General features: G+C 52.6%; 18 protein-coding genes. 8 read left to right on the top strand and 10 right to left on the bottom strand.

All coding sequences use genetic code 11. The features are described 5' to 3' along the window. The first annotated feature begins 39 nt into the window (after nt 1-39). A complete protein-coding gene (locus Q0W94_RS08960; RefSeq protein ID WP_024125900.1) occupies nt 40-315 on the top strand; it encodes a MoaD/ThiS family protein in 276 nt (91 codons plus the stop codon). A gap of 186 nt (nt 316-501) precedes the next feature. Further along, on the top strand, nt 502-2,742 hold the full coding sequence (locus Q0W94_RS08955) for a DUF3488 and DUF4129 domain-containing transglutaminase family protein (RefSeq protein WP_297758026.1): 2,241 nt from the start codon (nt 502-504) through the stop codon (nt 2,740-2,742). Here Q0W94_RS08955 and Q0W94_RS08950 read toward each other — a convergent pair. After that, nucleotides 2,739-4,079, bottom strand: a complete 1,341-nt coding sequence (locus tag Q0W94_RS08950; protein WP_297758025.1) for a hemolysin family protein — start codon at nt 4,077-4,079, stop codon at nt 2,739-2,741. The two genes, Q0W94_RS08955 and Q0W94_RS08950, sit on opposite strands and share 4 nt — an antisense overlap. A gap of 474 nt (nt 4,080-4,553) precedes the next feature. Between Q0W94_RS08950 and Q0W94_RS08945 the strand changes: the two genes are divergently transcribed. The 3 genes from Q0W94_RS08945 (at nt 4,554) to Q0W94_RS08935 (ending at nt 5,483) form a co-directional block, all read left to right on the top strand. Further along, a complete protein-coding gene (locus Q0W94_RS08945; RefSeq protein ID WP_297758023.1) occupies nt 4,554-4,730 on the top strand; it encodes a hypothetical protein in 177 nt (58 codons plus the stop codon). A 187-nt stretch (nt 4,731-4,917) separates the two neighbouring features. After that, entirely contained in the window at nt 4,918-5,319 is a 402-nt protein-coding gene (locus Q0W94_RS08940) for a hypothetical protein (protein ID WP_297758021.1), read from the top strand. Then, nucleotides 5,316-5,483 carry a hypothetical protein gene (locus Q0W94_RS08935; protein ID WP_297758018.1) on the top strand — a complete coding sequence of 56 codons (168 nt, stop codon included), beginning with the start codon at nt 5,316-5,318 and terminating at the stop codon, nt 5,481-5,483. Before Q0W94_RS08940 ends, Q0W94_RS08935 begins: the two co-directional genes overlap by 4 nt. Here Q0W94_RS08935 and Q0W94_RS08930 read toward each other — a convergent pair. The 8 genes from Q0W94_RS08930 to Q0W94_RS08895 all read right to left on the bottom strand — a co-directional run bounded on the left by Q0W94_RS08930 (nt 5,478) and on the right by Q0W94_RS08895 (nt 14,443). Then, a complete protein-coding gene (locus Q0W94_RS08930; RefSeq protein ID WP_315863057.1) occupies nt 5,478-6,662 on the bottom strand; it encodes a glycosyltransferase in 1,185 nt (394 codons plus the stop codon). The genes Q0W94_RS08935 and Q0W94_RS08930 overlap by 6 nt on opposite strands. Further along, a complete protein-coding gene (gene rsgA, locus Q0W94_RS08925; protein ID WP_297758013.1) occupies nt 6,656-7,702 on the bottom strand; it encodes a small ribosomal subunit biogenesis GTPase RsgA in 1,047 nt (348 codons plus the stop codon). Before rsgA ends, Q0W94_RS08930 begins: the two co-directional genes overlap by 7 nt. Beyond that, nucleotides 7,699-7,920 carry a sulfurtransferase TusA family protein gene (locus Q0W94_RS08920; RefSeq protein WP_041429931.1) on the bottom strand — a complete coding sequence of 74 codons (222 nt, stop codon included), beginning with the start codon at nt 7,918-7,920 and terminating at the stop codon, nt 7,699-7,701. Before Q0W94_RS08920 ends, rsgA begins: the two co-directional genes overlap by 4 nt. 24 nt (nt 7,921-7,944) lie before the next feature. Further along, complete coding sequence (locus Q0W94_RS08915) at nt 7,945-8,739, bottom strand: carboxylesterase (RefSeq protein WP_297758010.1); 795 nt, start codon at nt 8,737-8,739, stop codon at nt 7,945-7,947. A 69-nt stretch (nt 8,740-8,808) separates the two neighbouring features. Continuing rightward, nucleotides 8,809-11,076 carry a formate C-acetyltransferase gene (gene pflB, locus Q0W94_RS08910; RefSeq protein WP_297758007.1) on the bottom strand — a complete coding sequence of 756 codons (2,268 nt, stop codon included), beginning with the start codon at nt 11,074-11,076 and terminating at the stop codon, nt 8,809-8,811. A 344-nt stretch (nt 11,077-11,420) separates the two neighbouring features. Beyond that, on the bottom strand, nt 11,421-12,464 hold the full coding sequence (gene dusB / locus Q0W94_RS08905; protein ID WP_297758004.1) for a tRNA dihydrouridine synthase DusB: 1,044 nt from the start codon (nt 12,462-12,464) through the stop codon (nt 11,421-11,423). 100 nt (nt 12,465-12,564) lie between these two features. After that, nucleotides 12,565-13,521, bottom strand: a complete 957-nt coding sequence (locus tag Q0W94_RS08900; RefSeq protein ID WP_297758000.1) for a glycosyltransferase family 2 protein — start codon at nt 13,519-13,521, stop codon at nt 12,565-12,567. Between the two features lie 34 nt (nt 13,522-13,555). Beyond that, the gene (locus tag Q0W94_RS08895) at nt 13,556-14,443 is read right to left on the bottom strand and encodes a glycosyltransferase family 2 protein (RefSeq protein ID WP_297757997.1); all 888 of its coding nucleotides are present in this window, start codon (nt 14,441-14,443) and stop codon (nt 13,556-13,558) included. Nucleotides 14,444-14,500: 57 nt separating this feature from the next. On the opposite strand from Q0W94_RS08895, the gene Q0W94_RS08890 reads away from it, so the two are divergent. Further along, the gene (locus Q0W94_RS08890; RefSeq protein ID WP_297757994.1) at nt 14,501-15,496 is read left to right on the top strand and encodes a glycosyltransferase family 10 domain-containing protein; all 996 of its coding nucleotides are present in this window, start codon (nt 14,501-14,503) and stop codon (nt 15,494-15,496) included. A gap of 10 nt (nt 15,497-15,506) precedes the next feature. Here Q0W94_RS08890 and Q0W94_RS08885 read toward each other — a convergent pair whose 3' ends face one another. Further along, complete coding sequence (locus tag Q0W94_RS08885) at nt 15,507-16,298, bottom strand: TIGR00297 family protein (RefSeq protein WP_297757990.1); 792 nt, start codon at nt 16,296-16,298, stop codon at nt 15,507-15,509. A 22-nt stretch (nt 16,299-16,320) separates the two neighbouring features. On the opposite strand from Q0W94_RS08885, the gene Q0W94_RS08880 reads away from it, so the two are divergent. After that, a complete protein-coding gene (locus Q0W94_RS08880) occupies nt 16,321-17,166 on the top strand; it encodes a metal ABC transporter permease (RefSeq protein WP_297757987.1) in 846 nt (281 codons plus the stop codon). Nucleotides 17,167-17,266: 100 nt separating this feature from the next. Beyond that, a complete protein-coding gene (gene ftsZ, locus Q0W94_RS08875; protein WP_297757984.1) occupies nt 17,267-18,502 on the top strand; it encodes a cell division protein FtsZ in 1,236 nt (411 codons plus the stop codon). Nucleotides 18,503-18,504 lie beyond the last annotated feature (2 nt).

Genomic DNA, 18,504 nt, shown 5'->3' with positions numbered 1-18,504 from the left:
AACACGTTGTTGAAATCTATGGATGGTTTTTAGAGGTCTATGGCTGTTACTGTTTTGATTCCGACTCCCTTGCAAAAACTCACCCGCGATCAGGCAACGGTGGAGTGTCAAGCCCAATCGATCGCTGAACTCCTAGAGAAGCTAGAGCAGGACTGCCCCGGCATTAAAGGGCGCCTCTGTGATGAAAACGGTCAGCTGCGGCGGTTTGTGAATTTCTACGTCAATAATGAGGATATTCGCTTCCTCAATGGCATTGAAACGCCCCTTAAGGATGGCGACGAGGTCAGCATCATTCCCGCGATCGCTGGCGGCTAAGGTGTCGCCAGGGGAGGGTCTGATTCCTGCTGCACTGACTTGGCCCAGAGGCAAAATATAGACAAACCCTGTGATTGAAGGGTAAGGAAACGCTGGAGCTAGAAGGCCATGCCCCTAGGGGCTAATTTGCCCCCTCTCCAGTAGACATTTGTTAGGATTAGGGCACAGTTTTTCCCTGCTGCCTTTATGTTTCGGTCTTGGCTGCAACCCCTTGCCCACTCACCGATGCTGGCCCCGGCCAAAGATATTGAGGATTCCCTGCTGCTGCGCCTAGGGGTATTGGGCATGGTCATTGTTGGCCTGGTGACCACGGATGTTGCTTCAGAAACAACGCATAGTTTTTGGGCAGTTCCCCTCTCCATTGCCGGTTTTGGTTGGAGTTGGTGGGCACGGCGGCAAAGCAATGTTGTCGCTAAGCTAGTGATTGCCATCGGTATGTTGGTGGCATTGGCGGTGTTTTTAGGGCGGCTGGCCGCACTGAACCAAGATTCACGGGTGTTGCTGACGGAACTGTTAATCCAACTGCAAGTGCTCCACAGTTTTGACTTGCCCCGCCGCAAGGATTTGGGCTACTCGATGGTGATTGCCCTGATTTTGATCAGTGTAGCGGCCACCCTCAGTCAAACCATGATCTTTGGCGTGTTTCTTTTAATCTTTCTGGCGATCGCCCTACCGGTTTTAGTCCTCGACTACCGCTCACGCCTGGGCTTGCTATCCACTACACTAAAGTCCCTGCGCTTGCCTTGGCGGCAATGGGTTGGTCTCTTTGCCCTGATTCTTGGCTTGGGAATGATGGTCTTTGTGCTGCTGCCGCGTTTCCCTGGCTATCAGATTCGCACCTTGCCCGTCAGTGCTGAAATTGAAGTTCAAGGGGAGTTTGACCAAACCCGTGTGATCAATCCGGGCTACGTCAGTGGTCGTGGTGGTCGCGGTTTGGGGGAGGAACTGACCGATCAAACTTTTGACTCGAACTTTTACTATGGCTTTGGTGCCGAGATTGACCAGACCATTGGGGGCATAATGACCCCTCAGGAGCTCCTGCGAGTGCGATCGCAAGCCCCCGGCTTCTGGCGAGTCCTTGCCTTTGACCAATATACGGGGCGGGGTTGGCGCATTAGTCGCAACGATGAGGCGGAAGTGCTGCAGCGTTCCCCTTGGAGTTTTCGCTATCTGCTGCCGCAGCAACTCTCCCAGATGCCAACGCAGGAAGTGATTCAGACCTACACGATTGTTTCTGAGTTTAGTAACCTCATTCCCCACCTCTATGAGCCGCGCGAACTCTATTTTCCCACCCGTGAAATTGCCCGCGATCTCGATGGTGGGCTGCGGGCGCCGGTGCCCTTGCCAGCGGGGCTGACCTATTCCGTGATTTCTCAAGTGCCGGTGCGCGATCGCTCCCTGTTGCGCAGCGCTCCTAGACTGCATTCTCCCCTCGGGTATGAGGCCTACTTGGCAGTACCGGCGGATCTCAAACCGCGACTCCAAGCCCTCGCTAAGGATCTGCTGGCAAAGGCCGATCGCTCGATTCCTGAACCCTACGAGCAAGCCCTTTACCTCACCCAGGCCCTGAAGCAATCCTATGCCCTGAGAACTGATATTCCTGAACTAGGTAAAGATCAAGATTTGGTGGAGGCCTTTCTTTTTGAGTGGCGCGGGGGCTATCCCGATCACTTTTCCAGTGCGTTGACACTGCTGTTGCGCAGTATTGGTATTCCCAGCCGCTTGGTAACAGGGTTAGGAACAGGGGAATTTAACCCCTTCACGGGTCTGTACGTGGTTCGTAATACCGATGCCTATGCCTTGACGGAGGCCTACTTCCCCAATTTGGGATGGTTTCTCTTTGATCCGATTCCGGGGCACGATCTCTATCCAGCTACTCTAGAAGTGGATCAGACCTTTAGCGTTCTCCAGCAGTTTTGGCAGTGGGTCACCGGCTGGTTGCCGACCCCAGTGACAGGACTCTTTGGTACCCTTTTTGCCACCCTCGAAACCGCTTTGCAAAAATTCTTTGATCTTTTTAGCCAAGGGCTGGGGGGTATTGTCCAAGGGATTTTGATTCTCTTCGGGGGCGCCATCACTGTCTGGGGCTTGGGGTACGCTCTCCAGGGGTGGCGATACCGTCAACGTCTGCAAAAACTGCCGCCGATCGCCCGCCTCTATGTGCAAATGCTCGATGGTCTGGCACAGCAGGGATTACCGAAGCGCGCCAATCAAACCCCTTGGGAATACGCGCGATCGCTGCAAACCTGTAGCCGCCTTGATGCCGTCAGTCAGCGGGCCATTGCAACCCTGACCCAGGCCTATGTGGCTTGGCGCTATGGCGGTGATTGCCCCCCTTTGCCCCCCCTGAAACGGGCCCTTAACCAACTGCGACAACAACGCTGGCGATCGCTGCAACGCACGGTAGCCGATTTGCGCCGTCGTTAATCCTTCTCCTTGTGCTTGCCCTCATCGGCAAGGGCATCATCGCTCACCAGTTCAGTCACCAGCACCTTGTCAACGCGGTTGCCATCCATATCCACCACTTCAAAGCGCAGGCCGTCGGTTTCAATATAATCTCCCGACTGGGGAATGCGACCAAATAGCGTAATGATCAACCCGCCAAGGGTGTGGTAGTTGGCAGTGTCCTCCTCCGGCAAGCTTTCCCGCCGCAGCAATTCCTTCAGTTCATAGGTAGAAAGGAGACCATCCAACAGCAAAGAGCCATCCTCCCGCTGAATAATTTGTGGTTCCTCCTCCTCATCGTGGCGCAGTGTGCCAATGATTGCTTCCGTGAGATCATTGAGGGTGACTAGTCCTTCAATGCCACCGTATTCATCGGTAATTAGGGCAATGTGTTGGCTCGACTGGCGAAAGAGCTCAAGGACATCAAGCGCCGGTAGGCCTTCGGGAACAAACAGCGCCGGCTGCACCAGTTGCCGCAGGTCAATGGTTGGTTGGGTTAAGCGAGCCGCTAAAAAATCCTTGGCTGAGATAATCCCCAAGCAGTGATCAATGGTTTCCTCAGCTACAGGAAACCGTGAATGGGAACTGGCTAGGATTTCCGCCTCTATTTCTTCAAGGGAAGATTCAATATCCAGCCAAACAATATCGGTGCGGGGGGTCATGATGGACTGAATCGGGCGATCGCCCAAGTTAAAAATCCGCGCCACCATGTCCTGCTCTGCCACCTCAAAGAGACCCGCCCGGGCCCCCTGCTCAATCAGGACCTTGATTTCATCCTCCGTAACCGTTTGGTCGGCAGTGGTGGCAATGCCCAATACTTGCAAGATGGCATCTGTGGAGACACTAAGTAAATGCACAATCGGGGCTGCTAATTTCGTCAACCAAGTCATTGGCTTGGCAATATTGCAGGCAATTGCCTCCGGATAGGTCATGGCAATTCGCTTGGGCACCAGCTCACCCATCACCAAGGAAAGATATGTAATCCCCGTCACCACAAGGGCAATACTTAAAGGCTGGCTGTATTGACCCAGCCATGGCACGGGACTCAGGGCAGCCTGTAACCGCTGGGCAAGGGTGGCGCCCCCCACAGCACCACTGAGAATACCAATCAGAGTAATGCCAATTTGTACAGCCGAGAGAAAATCATTGGGGGAGTTGGCGAGTTTCAAAGCTGCCCTCGCCTTGCGTTTACCGCGTTTTGCCAGTTGCTCGAGGCGGGCTTTGCGCGCAGAGACCACTGCGATTTCAGCACCAGCAAAAATACCATTGGCGATGGTGAGCAGCAGGACAAATAAAATTTCTGAGGCAGCGGCAGACATTGCAGCTATTCTTCTAGGGGCGACCCCAGATATACATTCTCCGTCGGCGTCGTTGGTGGTCAGACCTATTCAAGAGACTGCTCCCTTACTGCCGATGTTGTTTCCATGATGCTGGATAAATTGCTCCTCTGCCATATCGCCCTACGGAGGGGATGTGATTCCATTATTAAGCAGTCTTTGCAGTTTTGAGGGGGTTCCATCCTATTGCAAAGGGCTGTATAGCAGTCAGGATACTGGAATCTGGGAGACTCTACAAGAGGGAAATAGTCACCAAGGGAATCCTAGAATAGACGTGATGCTTCCCTCACTAGCCAATGCAAGCGCGGCTTTAATGCTTCCTGACCCTGGGGTTGATCGCGATTCTGGGGCTGTTGATTGTGGCTTTTGTCTGGAGCGAAGAGGCATTGCAGTCGCCAAGCCGAGCTTGGGAGGCCCTCAGTAATGCAATCATCACACTGGTGGGAGAGTATCCCGATGCCCGCGAACCCTGCTGAGGCAAGTCGTGAACGGCTACTACTGCGCTTTGGCACCTTTGCCTTTGGTGCCCTGATTGGCAAGTTTTCCGCCGACTTTTCCGCCGACTTTGTCAGCCAAGCCCTTGCCCAAACGCTGCCCATGAACTTCTTTAGCAACCATATTATTATCTGCTAGCAATTATTATCTGCAATTGGAACACCAAGGCTCCCCTTGTACTACGGCAACTCATTGAGGCCAACCGCTACTCTCCCCGCGATATTGTCCTGTTGTGTGCGGAACCCATTAAACTTAACTCCGAATTTCAAGAGCGCACCGATGGTTTTGTGGTGCAGGGGGATGCCACCCACCGCAGTACCCTCGAATGCCTCAATGCCCCCAGGCCAAGGCAATTATTCTGCGTGCCGATGTCGATATGGCAGTCCCCGATGAAAAAAATGTGCTTATTGCCCTTGTGGTGAAGCACCTAGAGAAAACCCCCGGCCACGAGCAGGATATTTATGTGGTGGCCGAATTGGTGAATAGCGATCGCCAGCGCCACCTCAAGGAAGCAGGGGTCGATGAAGTCATTTTCAGCCAAGACTATAGTTCTGGCATCCTGAGTTCTGGCATCCTGGCTCAAGGTGCCCTCTTTCGGCAAATGCCCAAGGTCTATCGCCAACTCCTGACCTACTCCGATCACCCCAATGAGTTTTACTTTATTGAGCCAAGGTACTATCCTGCCACCTTTATGGCCTCTCATTTCCTGCCCTTAGTGCTTGGGTGAGTGAGTACAGCAACCGCCATCCCGCCAATCCAGTTCTCCTTGTGGGGATTCGCCGCCAAAATCAACAGGTGTTGCTCAACCCTTGTCCCACAGACTCTCCGGGCCTTGACCCCAGTGACGCCCTCATTGTCATGGCCTATCGCCCTATCTATGACTTGCTATGACTTGCGCGGATAAACCCGTCCTTTCCAAGCACCGCCCCGGCCTTGCCAGTGACGACGGGCAGAATCCAGGGTCATCAGGGTATAGAGAAAGGCAATCACGGGCAGTGTCAGCGCCCAACCGCCATTAAGGCCATAGAAACGCACCGTTGGCCCGTAGGCGATCGCCATGGCCCCCCAAGTGAGTCCCCCCATGACGGCTAAGGGCAGTGATTGACTCATAAGACCGATCCCAAGGGCAAAGGGGGCCCACAAATACACCAGGGTCATGCCAATCACCGTTCCCACAAGCAAAAGCGGCGAATAGGACAACTGCGTATAGGCGGTGCGAGCCACCATCTGCCAAATACTGCCGAGCGTATTGTAGGCACGCAGGCTCACAGTGGTGGGGGTCAGCCCCAACCAAATGCGGTAGCCGGCTCGCTTGACGGCGGCGGCCAAGGAACAGTCATCAATCAGGGCATCCCGAATACAGGCAATGCCACCAATTTTGTCCAGCACCGCGGGATCAATCAAAATACAACCGCCGGCGGCAGCTGCCGTTGCCCGCTGCGGATCGTTGACCCAACGGAAAGGATAGAGCTTGGCAAAGAAAAAGACAAAGGCGGGAATCAGGAGTTTTTCCCAGAGACTTTGGCAGCGCAGTTTCACCATGAGGGACACCAGGGCGCATTTTTGCTGACGGGCGTGGGCAACCAATTGGCGCAAATTTTGGCGATCGTGGGCAATATCGGCATCCGTCAGCAGCAAGTAATCGGGATCAAAGGCACGGGCTGCTTCAATGCCTTGGGACAGTGCCCAGAGCTTACCTGACCAGCCGAGGGGGAGCGGTGTGCCCTCGATAATTGTCAGGCGATCGCCCTGACCGAGATCAAAAGCCGTTTGGCGAGCAATGTCTCCTGTGCCATCGTCACTTTGATCGTCCACGACAATCAGGTGGAGGGGTCCTGCGTAGTCCTGTTCTAGGAGCGATCGCACACTGGTGCCAATCACCGCCGCCTCATTGCGGGCTGGAATGACAATCACGACCGTTGGCCACACCTTCAGATCTCCCCCCTGTAGCCGCTGGTCTGGGCGCCAAAACTCTCCCCAAAACAGCAGCAAAACCAGCCAGATCAGAAGGGCAAGACCTGTGACACTCAACAGGATAGAGGTCAACACGGGGGGCATAGTCATCACCATTCGCTATCGAGGACTTCTTCAGCCATGGGATTGAGGTGCTGATGTTGCTGCCGTCGCGATCGCCGACGATATTTTTTCGGATCCAAGAGGGGTTCAAGGCGCTGCTGACCTTGGCGGTCACTCTTGGCCTTCACTGGGGGCACCTTCCCCAAGGATGGCTCTGAACTAGCGATTGTTTCTAGCTGGTGTAAATACTCAATGTAGAGGGGGTAGCGCTCCCAGTTGCCACGGACACAGCAGCCCGGTTCCTGATCGTGGCGACAGTTATCAAAGAGGCACTGATTCTTGCTTAGCCGTTGGCGAATCTCCGGAAAAGCCGCCGCCAATTGCTGCGGCTCTGGGGGCAATTCCGGTTGGTTAAAGCCCGGTGTATCGGCAATCCAGCCCCCCGCCGGTAGGGGAAAGAGTTCCACATGACGTGTAGTGTGCCGTCCTCGATGCCAGTGATCGGAGACCACGCCGACGCGAATATCCTCCCGAGGTGTAAGATGGCGGATCAAGCTACTTTTGCCGACCCCCGAGGGGCCACAGACGACCGTGATTTGATTGGCCAGATGGGGACGCAGAGCCTGCCAAGCTGCTCCTTGGATAAGGCTGAGGACATGGCAACGATAGCCCCATTGTTGCAGGCGATCGCGCCACTGCTGTTGCACTTGGGGAGAAACCAAATCCGCTTTGGTAAAAACCACCTGAATTTCAACATTTAACCCTTCAGCGGTCAAAAGGAAGCGGGTAATTTGATGGACATCGGCAGGGGGTTCGGCTAAGGCAAAAAGCAGCAAAATCTGATCTACATTGGCAATTGCCGGGCGGGGCAATTGATTGCGGCGGGGCAAAATCTCAGCGATCGCCCCCCGTTGTCCTGGCCAATCGGGATGGCTCACCACCACCCAATCTCCCACGCAGATCTGTTGCCCCATCTTCTTGAGGCGAGCACGGCGCACGCAGAGGAGTTCCTCAACCCCATTGGTGGGTTCCCGTAGGCGGACACGATAGTAATTGGCCTGGACAGCTCGCACCAAGCCCACCAGCTCACTCATGCGGGACGCTGCACCTGAAGGGCAAAATAGTCCTGCCGTGGCTCAATTCTGAGAACCTCATAGCCTGCCATCCGCAAACTATCGGGCACCTGCTCAATGGGTTCTCCTGCATCCAACCACACCTCAAGGGGCTGCTGGGGGGGCAACTGTTGCAGGCGCAGTTTCGTGCGCACAAAGTTCAAAGGACAGGGCGTTCCCCGTAGATCCAATGTTTCCATGGCAGGGCCAGTAACCAACTGCAACTATCTTCCCAAAAAGGCGACCACCTTGGCGAATACCTGCTCTCGCTCCACATCCAGGGGGAGCAAATGATCCGAATCCTTGAGCCAATGCAATTCCTTGTCGGGACTGCCTAAGTCTTCATAGATCCTCTGTGCCCCTTGGGGAGCCACGATGGTGTCGGCGCGACTTTGGAGAATCAGTGTCGGCGTTGTGATCATTGGCAGCTCCTGCTCCACTTGGGCAATGAGGTCGAGGGCACTGCGGACGGCTTGTAAGTTGAAACTCTTAAAAAAACAGGCGGCTTCTGCGGCTTGGCGCACAGTGCGATCGCGAAGCGGTAGGCTCCGCCGAGGCACCCAGGGAATCCACTGCCCAAGAGACTGCACAAGCCGCTCTGGCGTGATCGGCAAAAACCAAGGCCGATAGATACGCAAAAAGGGCGCAAGGAGCACTAGGGCATCAATGGAGTAGTGACGGGCAAGATGGAGAGCTAGGGTCCCCCCTGTGGAAAAGCCGACCACCGCAACCGTTGAGTAGCTCTCTCGCAAGGCCTCAAAAGCGCTCACTGCTGCTTCATACCACTGCGGCCAAGTCGAAGGCGGCATTTGGGCTCTGGGGCGATCGTGCCCCGGATAGAGAATACCCTGAACCGTCCAGCCCGTTTCATAGAGAACTTCTCCCAACAGTTGCAGTTCATAAGCCCCGCCCCCCAAGCCATGGAGGAGCAAACAGGCGCGATCGCCCGCCCCATGGCCATAGAAAAAGGGAAGATTTACCAGACTCACCATGCCCTCGAACCCCCACGCAACCACCATAAAAAATCTACCCCGATCGCTCGAAGTAGAGGAGGCGGCGTTCACCTGGGCAGCAGTTGCCCCGTGAGCCTAAAAGTGTTCGTGGAACGTGCGGTTAATGACATCCAACTGTTGTTCGCGGGTGAGCTTAATGAAGTTCACCGCATATCCAGACACCCGAATGGTGAGTTGTGGGTACCGTTCAGGGTGATCCATAGCATCCAACAACATTTCGCGGTTGAGCACGTTGACGTTGATGTGGAAGCCCTGATCATGGATGTACCCATCCAACATATTCACCAGGTTGCTGATTTGATCTTCCCGGGTCTTGCCAAGGGCACTAGGCACGATAGAGAACGTGTTGGAGATGCCATCTTGGGCATGGACATAGGGCAACTTGGCCACGGACGCCAGTGAGGCGATCGCCCCTTTGGTATCGCGACCGTGCATGGGGTTGGCCCCTGGTGCAAACGGTTCACCCGCCTTGCGGCCATCGGGAGTACTGCCGGTTTTCTTGCCATAGACGACGTTGGAGGTAATTGTCAGGATTGACTGCGTAGGCACGGCATTGCGGTAGGTTTTGTGTTTGCGGACTTCGTTCATGAAGGTTTCCACGACCCACACGGCAAGACTATCCACGCGATCGTCATTGTTGCCGTACTTCGGAAAGTCGCCCTTGATCTCGTAATCTACGGCCAACCCTTCGGCATTGCGGATTACTTTCACCTCGGCATACTTAATGGCCGAGAGGGCATCCGCCACCACCGATAGACCAGCCACACCACAGGCCATTGTGCGGAAGACATCGCGATCGTGGAGCGCCATCTCCAGCCGCTCATAGCAGTACTTATCGTGCATGTAGTGGATGACGTTGAGGGTATTTACATACACCTTCGCCAACCAAGCCATCATCTGCTCAAAGCGCGGCAGCACCTCTTCCCACTTCAGGGTGTCGCCGGTAATTGGGGCAAACATCGGTGCCACCTGCTGACCAGAGACTTCATCCCGCCCCCCGTTGATTGCGTAGAGGAGGGCCTTGGCCAAGTTCACCCGTGCCCCAAAGAATTGCATTTGTTTGCCGACTCGCATCGCTGAAACGCAGCAGGCGATCGCGTAGTCATCCCCCCAGTAGGGACGCATCAGGTCGTCGTTTTCGTATTGAATCGAACTGGTGTCAATGGACACTTGGGCACAGAAACGCTTGAAGGCCTCCGGCAAGTTTTCCGACCACAGCACCGTCAGGTTGGGTTCGGGGGCAGGCCCCAGGGTATAGAGTGTATTCAGAATACGGAAGCTGGTTTTCGTCACCAACGGGCGACCATCGAGACCCATACCGCCAATGGACTCCGTGACCCACGTGGGATCCCCAGAGAAGAGTTCATTGTATTCCGGCGTCCGCAGGAAGCGCACCATCCGCAGTTTCATGACAAAGTGGTCAATCCACTCTTGAAGGTCGGCTTCTGTGGCTGTGCCGTGACGCAAATCCCGTTCAAAGTAAATGTCCAGAAAGGTTGAGACCCGCCCAAGGGACATGGCAGCGCCGTTTTGTTCTTTGACCGCCGCCAGGTAGCCAAAGTAGAGCCACTGAATAGCCTCTTTGCCATTGGCCGCTGGCCGTGAAATATCAAAGCCATAGCTGGCGGCCATTTCCTTGAGTTCATGGAGGGCTTTGATTTGCTCTGAGAGCTCTTCGCGCAGGCGGATGGTTTCTTCATCCATGACATCGACGTCAAGGGAGGCCTGCTGCGCCTGTTTGTCGGCAATCAAGCGATCCACCCCGTAGAGCGGCACGCGGCGATAGTCACCAATAATCCGACCCCGACCGTAGGCATCTGGCAGTCCGGTAATGATCCCCGATTTGCGGCAGCGGCGCATTTCGGGTGTGTAGGCATCAAAGACCCCATCGTTGTGGGTTTTGCGATATTTGGTAAAGATTTCCTTCGTGCGCGGATCTAGTTCATAGCCGTAGGCCTTGAGGGCGGTTTCAACCACGCGAATGCCGCCAAAGGGCATAATCGCCCGTTTCAAGGGCTTATCGGTTTGCAGGCCAACGATTTGCTCCAGCTCCCGATCGATGTAACCCGGTGGGTGGGCTGTGATTGAGGAAGGTACGCTGGTATCGGCATCAAGGACGCCTTTTTCGCGCTCGAGAGCCATCAGCGCACGCACTTTTGCCCAGAGTTGCTGGGTGCGATCGCTGGCGCCTACGAGGAAGGAAGCATCTCCAGTGTAGGGGGTATAGTTGCGCTGAATAAAGTCGCGCACATCAATGTGCTCAACCCAGTCACCCCCTGTAAATCCTTGCCATGCCGCTTCGGGCAATTCTGTGTAGCGGGTAGTGTGGCGTGTACAGTTCATAGTCCATGTTCCTCATCAAGTGGGCAGCAATTTCTCGCGATCGCCTGTAACCGATAGCGATCGCCCCTTCCAACCAGTCAGAACCTGCTAACTGTAAATGCTAGAAAATGGGTAAGAGATTAAAAAATTGTGCTCAATCTACAAATGCAAACGAACTTTTTGTAGGCCCAGCCTGATTACTATTTTCTAGCCTGCTTACACCTACAGTTTCATTATAACCCGTATAACCTGTCGGTTCTAGGAGTTTTTTTACGAAATTTTTGTGCAAATGTTGCGAAACACAAATCTTTTGTTGCAAAACACAAATCTTTAATCTTTTTTTCTAATCTTTTTTTTTCATTTGTTTAGGCTGCGATCGCCTCTGTTTCGGAGGCCATTTGCAAGCGCTCAATTGCTGCATCCAGGAGAGCTAAACCAGCCCCTAGGGTTTCAATGCGACACAATTCACTGCGCAGTGCCGCTGCATCGGCAAAGCCCTTGGCGTACCACGTCAAATGCTTACGCGCTTGGCGAATCCCCCGTTCCCCTTTGTACTCCCAGAGGGCAATCAGATGATCCCGCGCACATTGCAGACGCTCAACCACCGTTGGCGCCGGCCGCAATTCCCCTGTTTTCAAAAAGTGATCAATTTCTCCCACCAAGAAGGGATATCCCATCGTTCCCCGCGAGCACATCACCCCATCTGCCCCAGTTTGCTCCAAGCAGCGGACTGCCGCCTCTACCGAGAAAATATCGCCATTGGCAATCACGGGAATACTGACGCGCTCCTTCACCCGCCCAATCCACTCCCAGCGGGCTGGGCCATTAAAGCCCTGGGCACGGGTACGCCCATGCACCGTAATCATGGCTGCGCCAGCATCTTCCATCGCCTTGGCAAAGTCAAGGATATTGATTTCCTCATCGCTCCAGCCAATGCGAGTTTTCACCGTGACTGGCACAGGCACCGCCTTTGAGACCGTACGCACAATCGTTACTGCTGTTTGCACATCCCGCAGCAGGGAAGAACCACCGCCATTCTTCGTGATTTTATTCACGGGGCAGCCCATATTGATGTCCACGGTATCCGCCCCTTCAGCCACTGCCTTTATCGCGGCTTCTGCGAGAAAATCAGGCCGGCAGTCAAAAAGCTGAATACTAATGGGATGCTCATGCGCATCCACTTCCATAATCCGGGGTAATGTTTTCAGATAGTGCAGCCCCGAAGCACTGACCATCTCGGTGTACATCATTGACTCAGGGGCATAGCGGCGCACCAAGCGCCGAAAGACTAGGTCGGTCACACCTGCTAAAGGGGACTGCAATACCCGACTATTGACCGTAACAGAGCCAATCTGCAATGGCGTCGCTAAACGGGCTTTGAGTGCTGGTGACAGGGTTGGCCTGCTCATAAAAAATTACTAGCCTAACAACCGCTACTTGGAAACTCAAATATGGAGGGAAGCTAATTAATTCTATCAAAAGCTTGCCCGTCAATTTGCCACTGGTTCCTTACATCGCTTTAATTTCATTTTGATAGGCTGCATAAACCGCTTGAACATTGTACCAGTTCAAAAAGATGCGAGCCACTTCAAGGGCATCTTGGGGGCGACCGATGTTAATCAACCATTGCAACAGGGGCGCCAGTGTTTTTTCATTGAGCATACCACCGAGGGATAGGATTGCCCAAAGAAGGTAATGAAAAGGGGTCATTTGAATCATGAGCTTCACTTCCCAAATCGGATGCTTTTTATAGAACAAGACCCCCATTCTCCCCCTTTCAATCTCTTTCTGAATGAGGGCAGGCACTTGGCTGAGGGAAAAGGAGGGATGCCAGTGGTAGCCAACGGCTTCAGGGCACTTCAGTAATCGTAAACCTAATTTTTTTAGGCGCACCCCTAGTTCTAAATCTTCCCAGCCGTAGAGTTGAAACTGGGTATCAAAGAGGCCTGCCTTTTCCAACCAGTGGCGGGCGATCGCCACATTTCCTGTTGCAAAATAGGCAGCTGAAAAATCAGTGATCTTATATGGCTCTGAAGTTGGATCTTCAAAATTACAGGTATTGATCACACGCCCATAGGAAAAGGCAGGGACCTGAGTCACATCCTCTATTCCAAGGCGTTTTTGTTCTCGCATTAAGCACCGAGCATGGGCTGCTAAGAAGGTTGAAGTCACAACTAAGTCGCTATCAATAAAGATAATCCAGTCACCCTGAGCCGCTTGGATACCCAGATTGCGAGCAGCTGCAGGGCCAAGATGCTCCTGTTGCAACCATTGCACACAGGGGAATTCAGGCTGATGCGCTTTGAGCCACTCAACCGTATTGTCCGTTGAACCATCGTCAACAATAATGACTTCATAGCCCTTGATGCCCAGATCAGGATGCCATCTTTGATGGGCGATCGCCCGCAGACACTTTTCTAAAATCGGCAGGCGGTTATAGGTAGGGATGACAACACTGAAAAACATGATTGCTCCTAAAAACTTCTATTGAGGGGCTGACTCAACTTGTTTGACTTAGAACCCAGCTGTGGAGGCGATGGGAACAAAGGCGCAAGAAGGCGTAGCGCAGGATTTTTTCTGCTTCTGTTCCTTTATAACATTGCTGTAGCTCCCTTAGAAGTTGGATGGTTTTCCATGGATTTTTTTCAGCCTCTTGAGCCTCAGTTTCTGAAATTCCTAGCTTTGACCTCAGCAGTTGCTGCCAATGACGGGAACGAATCTGCCGACTATTTTGGGCTTGTTGGCGTCGGTAAAGGGCTGAAATTTGTTTTCGATGTACTCGATACTGAAGAAGGACCTCTGGTACATTGCCCATCTTGAACCCTGCTGCCCATACCCGCTGCCACAGATCATAGTCTTCCACAACAGATAAAACAGACGAGTATTTCAGCTCTCTGAAGACCCTAGAGTAACCCATCACAGATGGATGGGCAAAAGGTACACCAAACAACAGCTCTGCTTCACAACCTTCATGGGAATAGGGATAGTGCCAGTAACCAGTTGCTGCGCCGATGAGTTGAACCGATGCGCCACAAATATCTAATTTCTTCTCCCGAAGAAGGGTAAGCTGATATGCCAATCTGTAAGGTAGAGCTACGTCATCTGCATCCATTCTGGCGATATATTCACCCCTGGCAATTTCAATTGCTTTATTCAGTGTTTTAGCTAAACCTTGGTTAGATTGGTTGATTAAGCAAATACGAGAATCAATTTTTGCATAATTCGACACTATTTCAAATGATTTATCTGAGGAACCATCATTAATTATAATCAACTCAAAATCATGAATCGTTTGATTAATAATGGACTCTATAGTCAGCTGGATATGTTTTTCGGAATTATAAACAGGTAAAATAACTGAAATAAGTGGTTTTTTAATAAGATTCATGGCAAAATAAATTTCTGAAAGTTCTAATTCAACACCTAGGGATCAATCAAGGATTTTATGATAGGCCTCCTAAAGCACAACTATACTATACCACTGTCAAGCATCTTTGATGCAAAAAATATAGTTTGGGTTGCCCTCAAGAACGCCTTTGAACAGGTTGGGTGCCATCTTCTAACCGAAGATGTTATTGGCTCACAACAGCCTGACTTTGAGCTACATCTTGACGTTCATGCTCGAAGTTATAATGTACCGTTATTTGTTGTGTTAAATGAAAATTCATTGGTATATCCGCCCAATGGAAACTTAAACTGGCTGCGCCGTCAGTACCGGTGGTGTTTCTCATGGGATCCGCAACTGGCTCATCTTGGCATTGCTACGAAAATTCAGTTACCCCATTCTTTGGGCGAAGGAGTGGTTGATGGCTATAAAAACAGACCCCAGCTTGTTGTAATGATTGCTTCAAATAAACGTCTGGCTCAATGGTGGTCTCCTCAGAACCTTTATCCTGAGCGTATTCGGGCAATTCGCTGGTTTGAGGAGCATGCTCCAGCGGATTTTGAACTCTATGGACATCTGTGGACTTTTTCATCTAAGTTCCCAAAGCAACTTTCTTTTATTACGCATCCTCTTGAGAAAGTTATTCCTCGTTGGCTTTACTGGCAGCCATCGTCTTGGCGAGGGGTGATTCCAACGAAGCGAGAAGTCTTAGAGAAGGCCCGTTTCTCTATTGTTTATGAGAATGTTAAAGGACTACAGGGATATATCACAGAGAAAATATTTGATGCTTTTTGTGCGGGAAATGTGCCTATCTATTGGGGAGCGGAGGATGTGACAGACTATATCCCGGCAGAGTGTATGATTGACCGCCGCCAATTTAAATCCTACAATGAACTCTATGAATTTATTCGAGGCATGCCAGAGGAAACTTACATTGACTATCAAAGGGCAATTTGCCATTTTCTTGCTTCAGAGGCAGCTCAAGCCTTCTCAGTGGAGTTATTTGCTCAAACCGTGGTCCAAGAAATCCTCAAGCGATTACCTGCTGCTCAATAACAGAGGTTCACTAGACAGCAAACCGCAAAAGAGCGATCGCCCCCATGGCAAGGACCGCACCCACCGTTGTGTTAATACCATTGACCAGTTCATTGCTCAGCCAAGGGTAGCGTCCCTGAAGCGTTGCTCCCACTAGGCTCTCCACAAGATTGGCGAAGAAAGCAGCAAGGATGCAAATGGGAATGGCGATCGCCCCCATCAAGCCCACACGCCAGCCTAGCAGAGCAATTATAGTCGCACCAACTAGCCCCGCCAGTGTTCCCTCTAAGCTCACGGCACCTTCAGTCCCCCGCGGCACCGCTTGCAATGTGGTGATCAGAAACGTGCGCTGGCCATAGGCTTTGCCTACTTCACTGGCGCAGGTGTCCGACAGCTTAGTACTAAAGCTGGCAACAAACCCCACTAAGCATAACGCCCGCCATTGGGGAAGTAAAACTGCAAGGAGTGCACAGACAGTCCCTGTAAAGGCTGATCCCCAGACGTTCTCCGGTCCGCGTGCCCCTGAGTGTTTTTCCGCAATACCAGCGGCCTCTTTTTCGGTCATGCCGAGGTGAGTGACAGCTGAACCGACAAGGAAATAGACCATGACAATCAAATAGCCTTGCCAGCTCAAGGTGCCCCAAATCAGCACGCCGAGGAGCCACCCATGGAAGAGTCCTGCTCGGGTGAGTAATTTTTGCCGCGTCAGGAGGGCGATCGCGCCAAGGACGGTATTTAGCAAAATACCCATCCACCAAGGGTTCAGTAACAGGATGCCATCCACGAGAACCGCACGCCGACTGTACTGGCAGTACCTTATCATACTCTTCAGGCATAGAGGACAGATGATGATCACCTGGCTATTGGAGCCACTGCAACACGCGTTTATGGTCAAGGCACTGGGAGTAAGCACCCTTGTGGGTGGCGTTTGTGCCGTATTGTCTTGTTTTTTGACCCTGAAAGGCTGGGCCCTGATGGGGGATGCCGTGTCCCATGCAGTTTTACCTGGTGTGGTTTTGGCCTACTGGCTAGGGTTACCCTTTGCTTTGGGAGCTTTTGTCTTTGGTCTGATGGCCGTAACTCTGATTGGTTTCATTCAGCAGCAGACAAGGGTGAAGGAGGATACCGTTATTGGCTTGGTGTTTACGGGCTTTTTTGCTTTGGGGTTGGTGTTGCTCTCGAAGACCGCCAGCAGTGTTGACTTGATGCATATTCTCTTTGGGAATGTCTTGGGCATTAGCGATCGCGACCTCTGGCAGACGGTCGTTGTTAGCCTCATAACACTGATCACGATCGCCCTACTGCATCGCGACTTCATCCTCTTTTGCTTTGACCCGACCCATGCCCGCACCATTGGTCTGAATACAACACTGCTGTACTATCTCCTGCTGGCATTGCTATCCCTAACCACTGTGGCTGCCCTGCAAACCGTGGGCATCATTCTCGTTGTGGCGATGCTAATTACACCGGGGGCAACCGCCTATTTGCTGAGCGATCGCTTTGGCATCATGGTACTGATTGCCCTAGCCGTGGGTGGTCTCGGCAGTTTACTGGGCACCTACATTAGTTACTATCTTGATGTGTCAACGGGTGGCTGTATTGTTGTCCTGCAAGCAGTGATTTTTTTGCTGACGATGATTTTTGCCCCCAAGCACGGTCTTTTGGCCAAAGCCCGCTCTCCCCTGAGTTAGGCTGAAGGACTAGATCATTGTTCTGAGGTGTTGCCGATACCTTTGCTAGAGTTCATGATATAGTTGCCCCATATTTATCATGGGTGAAGATAGTTGCGTTATGGAGTCAGATCAACAGTGGCCTACGGAACCTGTTCCCTCTGAAGTCCGCGCCCCCTTTGTCCTGGGAGAGGTAGGCATTGCATCTGGCAACAATGACCATGGCGCACCAGCCGATGTGTTAAGGAGTTATGACAGCTTGGTGGAAACTTCAGCGGCGCGCATCAAAGTGATTGGTGTCGGTGGTGGCGGTGGCAATGCAGTCAACCGCATGATTGCCAGTAATGTGGCTGGTGTTGAGTTTTGGTGCGTCAATACTGATGCGCAGGCGATCGCCCAATCCCAAGCCCACCGCTGCCTGCAAATTGGTCAGAAACTCACCCGTGGTCTTGGTGCAGGTGGCAACCCTGCCATTGGTCAAAAGGCGGCTGAAGAATCCCGCGAAGACCTTGCTGCCGCGCTCAAGGATGCTGATTTGATTTTCATTACCTGTGGCATGGGTGGCGGTACTGGCACTGGTGCTGCCCCAATTGTGGCGGAAGTGGCCAAGGAACAGGGAGCCCTAACTGTGGCAGTGGTGACCCGTCCCTTTACCTTTGAGGGTCGTCGTCGAGCAAGTCAAGCCGATGAAGGGATTGAAGCCCTGCAAAGTCGCGTTGATACCCTAATCGTGATTCCCAATGACAAGATTCTCTCGGTGATCTCTGAGCAAACATCGGTTCAGGATGCGTTTCGCGTTGCCGATGATGTGCTGCGCCAAGGGGTTCAGGGCATTTCCGACATTATTAACCTGCCGGGGCTGATTAACGTGGATTTTGCCGATATTCGCTCGGTGATGGCCGATGCCGGTTCTGCCATGATGGGCATTGGTATTGCCTCTGGAAAGTCACGAGCCACTGAAGCCGCCCTCAGTGCCATTTCTTCACCTCTACTGGAGGGGTCTATCGAGGGGGCCAAGGGCGTTGTCTTTAACATTACAGGGGGCACAGATCTCACCCTCCATGAAGTCAATGCTGCGGCAGAGGTCATTTACAATGTGGCTGATGCCAACGCTAATATCATCTTTGGTGCTGTGATTGATCCCCAAATGCAAGGGGAAGTTCAAATCACCGTTATCGCTACTGGCTTTAGTGGTGAACCCATGGGCCGCACCCGTGCCACAACCAAGACAACACCCCTGACGAACCGCCCCCTAACAACAGCATCTCCCACTCCTGAAGCACCTGCCCCAGAGGTTGAAGCCAAACCCAAGTTGGACATTCCTGAGTTTCTCCAGCGACGGCGACCAACCCCCTAGAT

It is taken from the genome of Thermosynechococcus sp., from assembly GCF_025999095.1.
GTDB lineage: Bacteria > Cyanobacteriota > Cyanobacteriia > Thermosynechococcales > Thermosynechococcaceae > Thermosynechococcus.
This window is presented reverse-complemented; position numbering and strand designations above follow the sequence as displayed.

What these genes read in the sequence shown, in the direction of transcription:
- Q0W94_RS08960 (WP_024125900.1), top strand. Translation starts at nt 40, where the DNA reads ATGGCTGTTACTGTTTTGATTCCGACTCCCTTGCAAAAACTCACCCGC.
- Q0W94_RS08955 (WP_297758026.1), top strand. Translation starts at nt 502, where the DNA reads ATGTTTCGGTCTTGGCTGCAACCCCTTGCCCACTCACCGATGCTGGCC.
- Q0W94_RS08950 (WP_297758025.1), bottom strand. Translation starts at nt 4,079, where the DNA reads ATGTCTGCCGCTGCCTCAGAAATTTTATTTGTCCTGCTGCTCACCATC.
- Q0W94_RS08945 (WP_297758023.1), top strand. Translation starts at nt 4,554, where the DNA reads ATGCCCGCGAACCCTGCTGAGGCAAGTCGTGAACGGCTACTACTGCGC.
- Q0W94_RS08940 (WP_297758021.1), top strand. Translation starts at nt 4,918, where the DNA reads ATGCCTCAATGCCCCCAGGCCAAGGCAATTATTCTGCGTGCCGATGTC.
- Q0W94_RS08930 (WP_315863057.1), bottom strand. Translation starts at nt 6,662, where the DNA reads ATGGTGATGACTATGCCCCCCGTGTTGACCTCTATCCTGTTGAGTGTC.
- rsgA (WP_297758013.1), bottom strand. Translation starts at nt 7,702, where the DNA reads ATGAGTGAGCTGGTGGGCTTGGTGCGAGCTGTCCAGGCCAATTACTAT.
- Q0W94_RS08920 (WP_041429931.1), bottom strand. Translation starts at nt 7,920, where the DNA reads ATGGAAACATTGGATCTACGGGGAACGCCCTGTCCTTTGAACTTTGTG.
- Q0W94_RS08915 (WP_297758010.1), bottom strand. Translation starts at nt 8,739, where the DNA reads ATGGTGGTTGCGTGGGGGTTCGAGGGCATGGTGAGTCTGGTAAATCTT.
- pflB (WP_297758007.1), bottom strand. Translation starts at nt 11,076, where the DNA reads ATGAACTGTACACGCCACACTACCCGCTACACAGAATTGCCCGAAGCG.
- dusB (WP_297758004.1), bottom strand. Translation starts at nt 12,464, where the DNA reads ATGAGCAGGCCAACCCTGTCACCAGCACTCAAAGCCCGTTTAGCGACG.
- Q0W94_RS08900 (WP_297758000.1), bottom strand. Translation starts at nt 13,521, where the DNA reads ATGTTTTTCAGTGTTGTCATCCCTACCTATAACCGCCTGCCGATTTTA.
- Q0W94_RS08895 (WP_297757997.1), bottom strand. Translation starts at nt 14,443, where the DNA reads ATGAATCTTATTAAAAAACCACTTATTTCAGTTATTTTACCTGTTTAT.
- Q0W94_RS08890 (WP_297757994.1), top strand. Translation starts at nt 14,501, where the DNA reads ATGATAGGCCTCCTAAAGCACAACTATACTATACCACTGTCAAGCATC.
- Q0W94_RS08885 (WP_297757990.1), bottom strand. Translation starts at nt 16,298, where the DNA reads ATGATAAGGTACTGCCAGTACAGTCGGCGTGCGGTTCTCGTGGATGGC.
- Q0W94_RS08880 (WP_297757987.1), top strand. Translation starts at nt 16,321, where the DNA reads ATGATGATCACCTGGCTATTGGAGCCACTGCAACACGCGTTTATGGTC.
- ftsZ (WP_297757984.1), top strand. Translation starts at nt 17,267, where the DNA reads ATGGAGTCAGATCAACAGTGGCCTACGGAACCTGTTCCCTCTGAAGTC.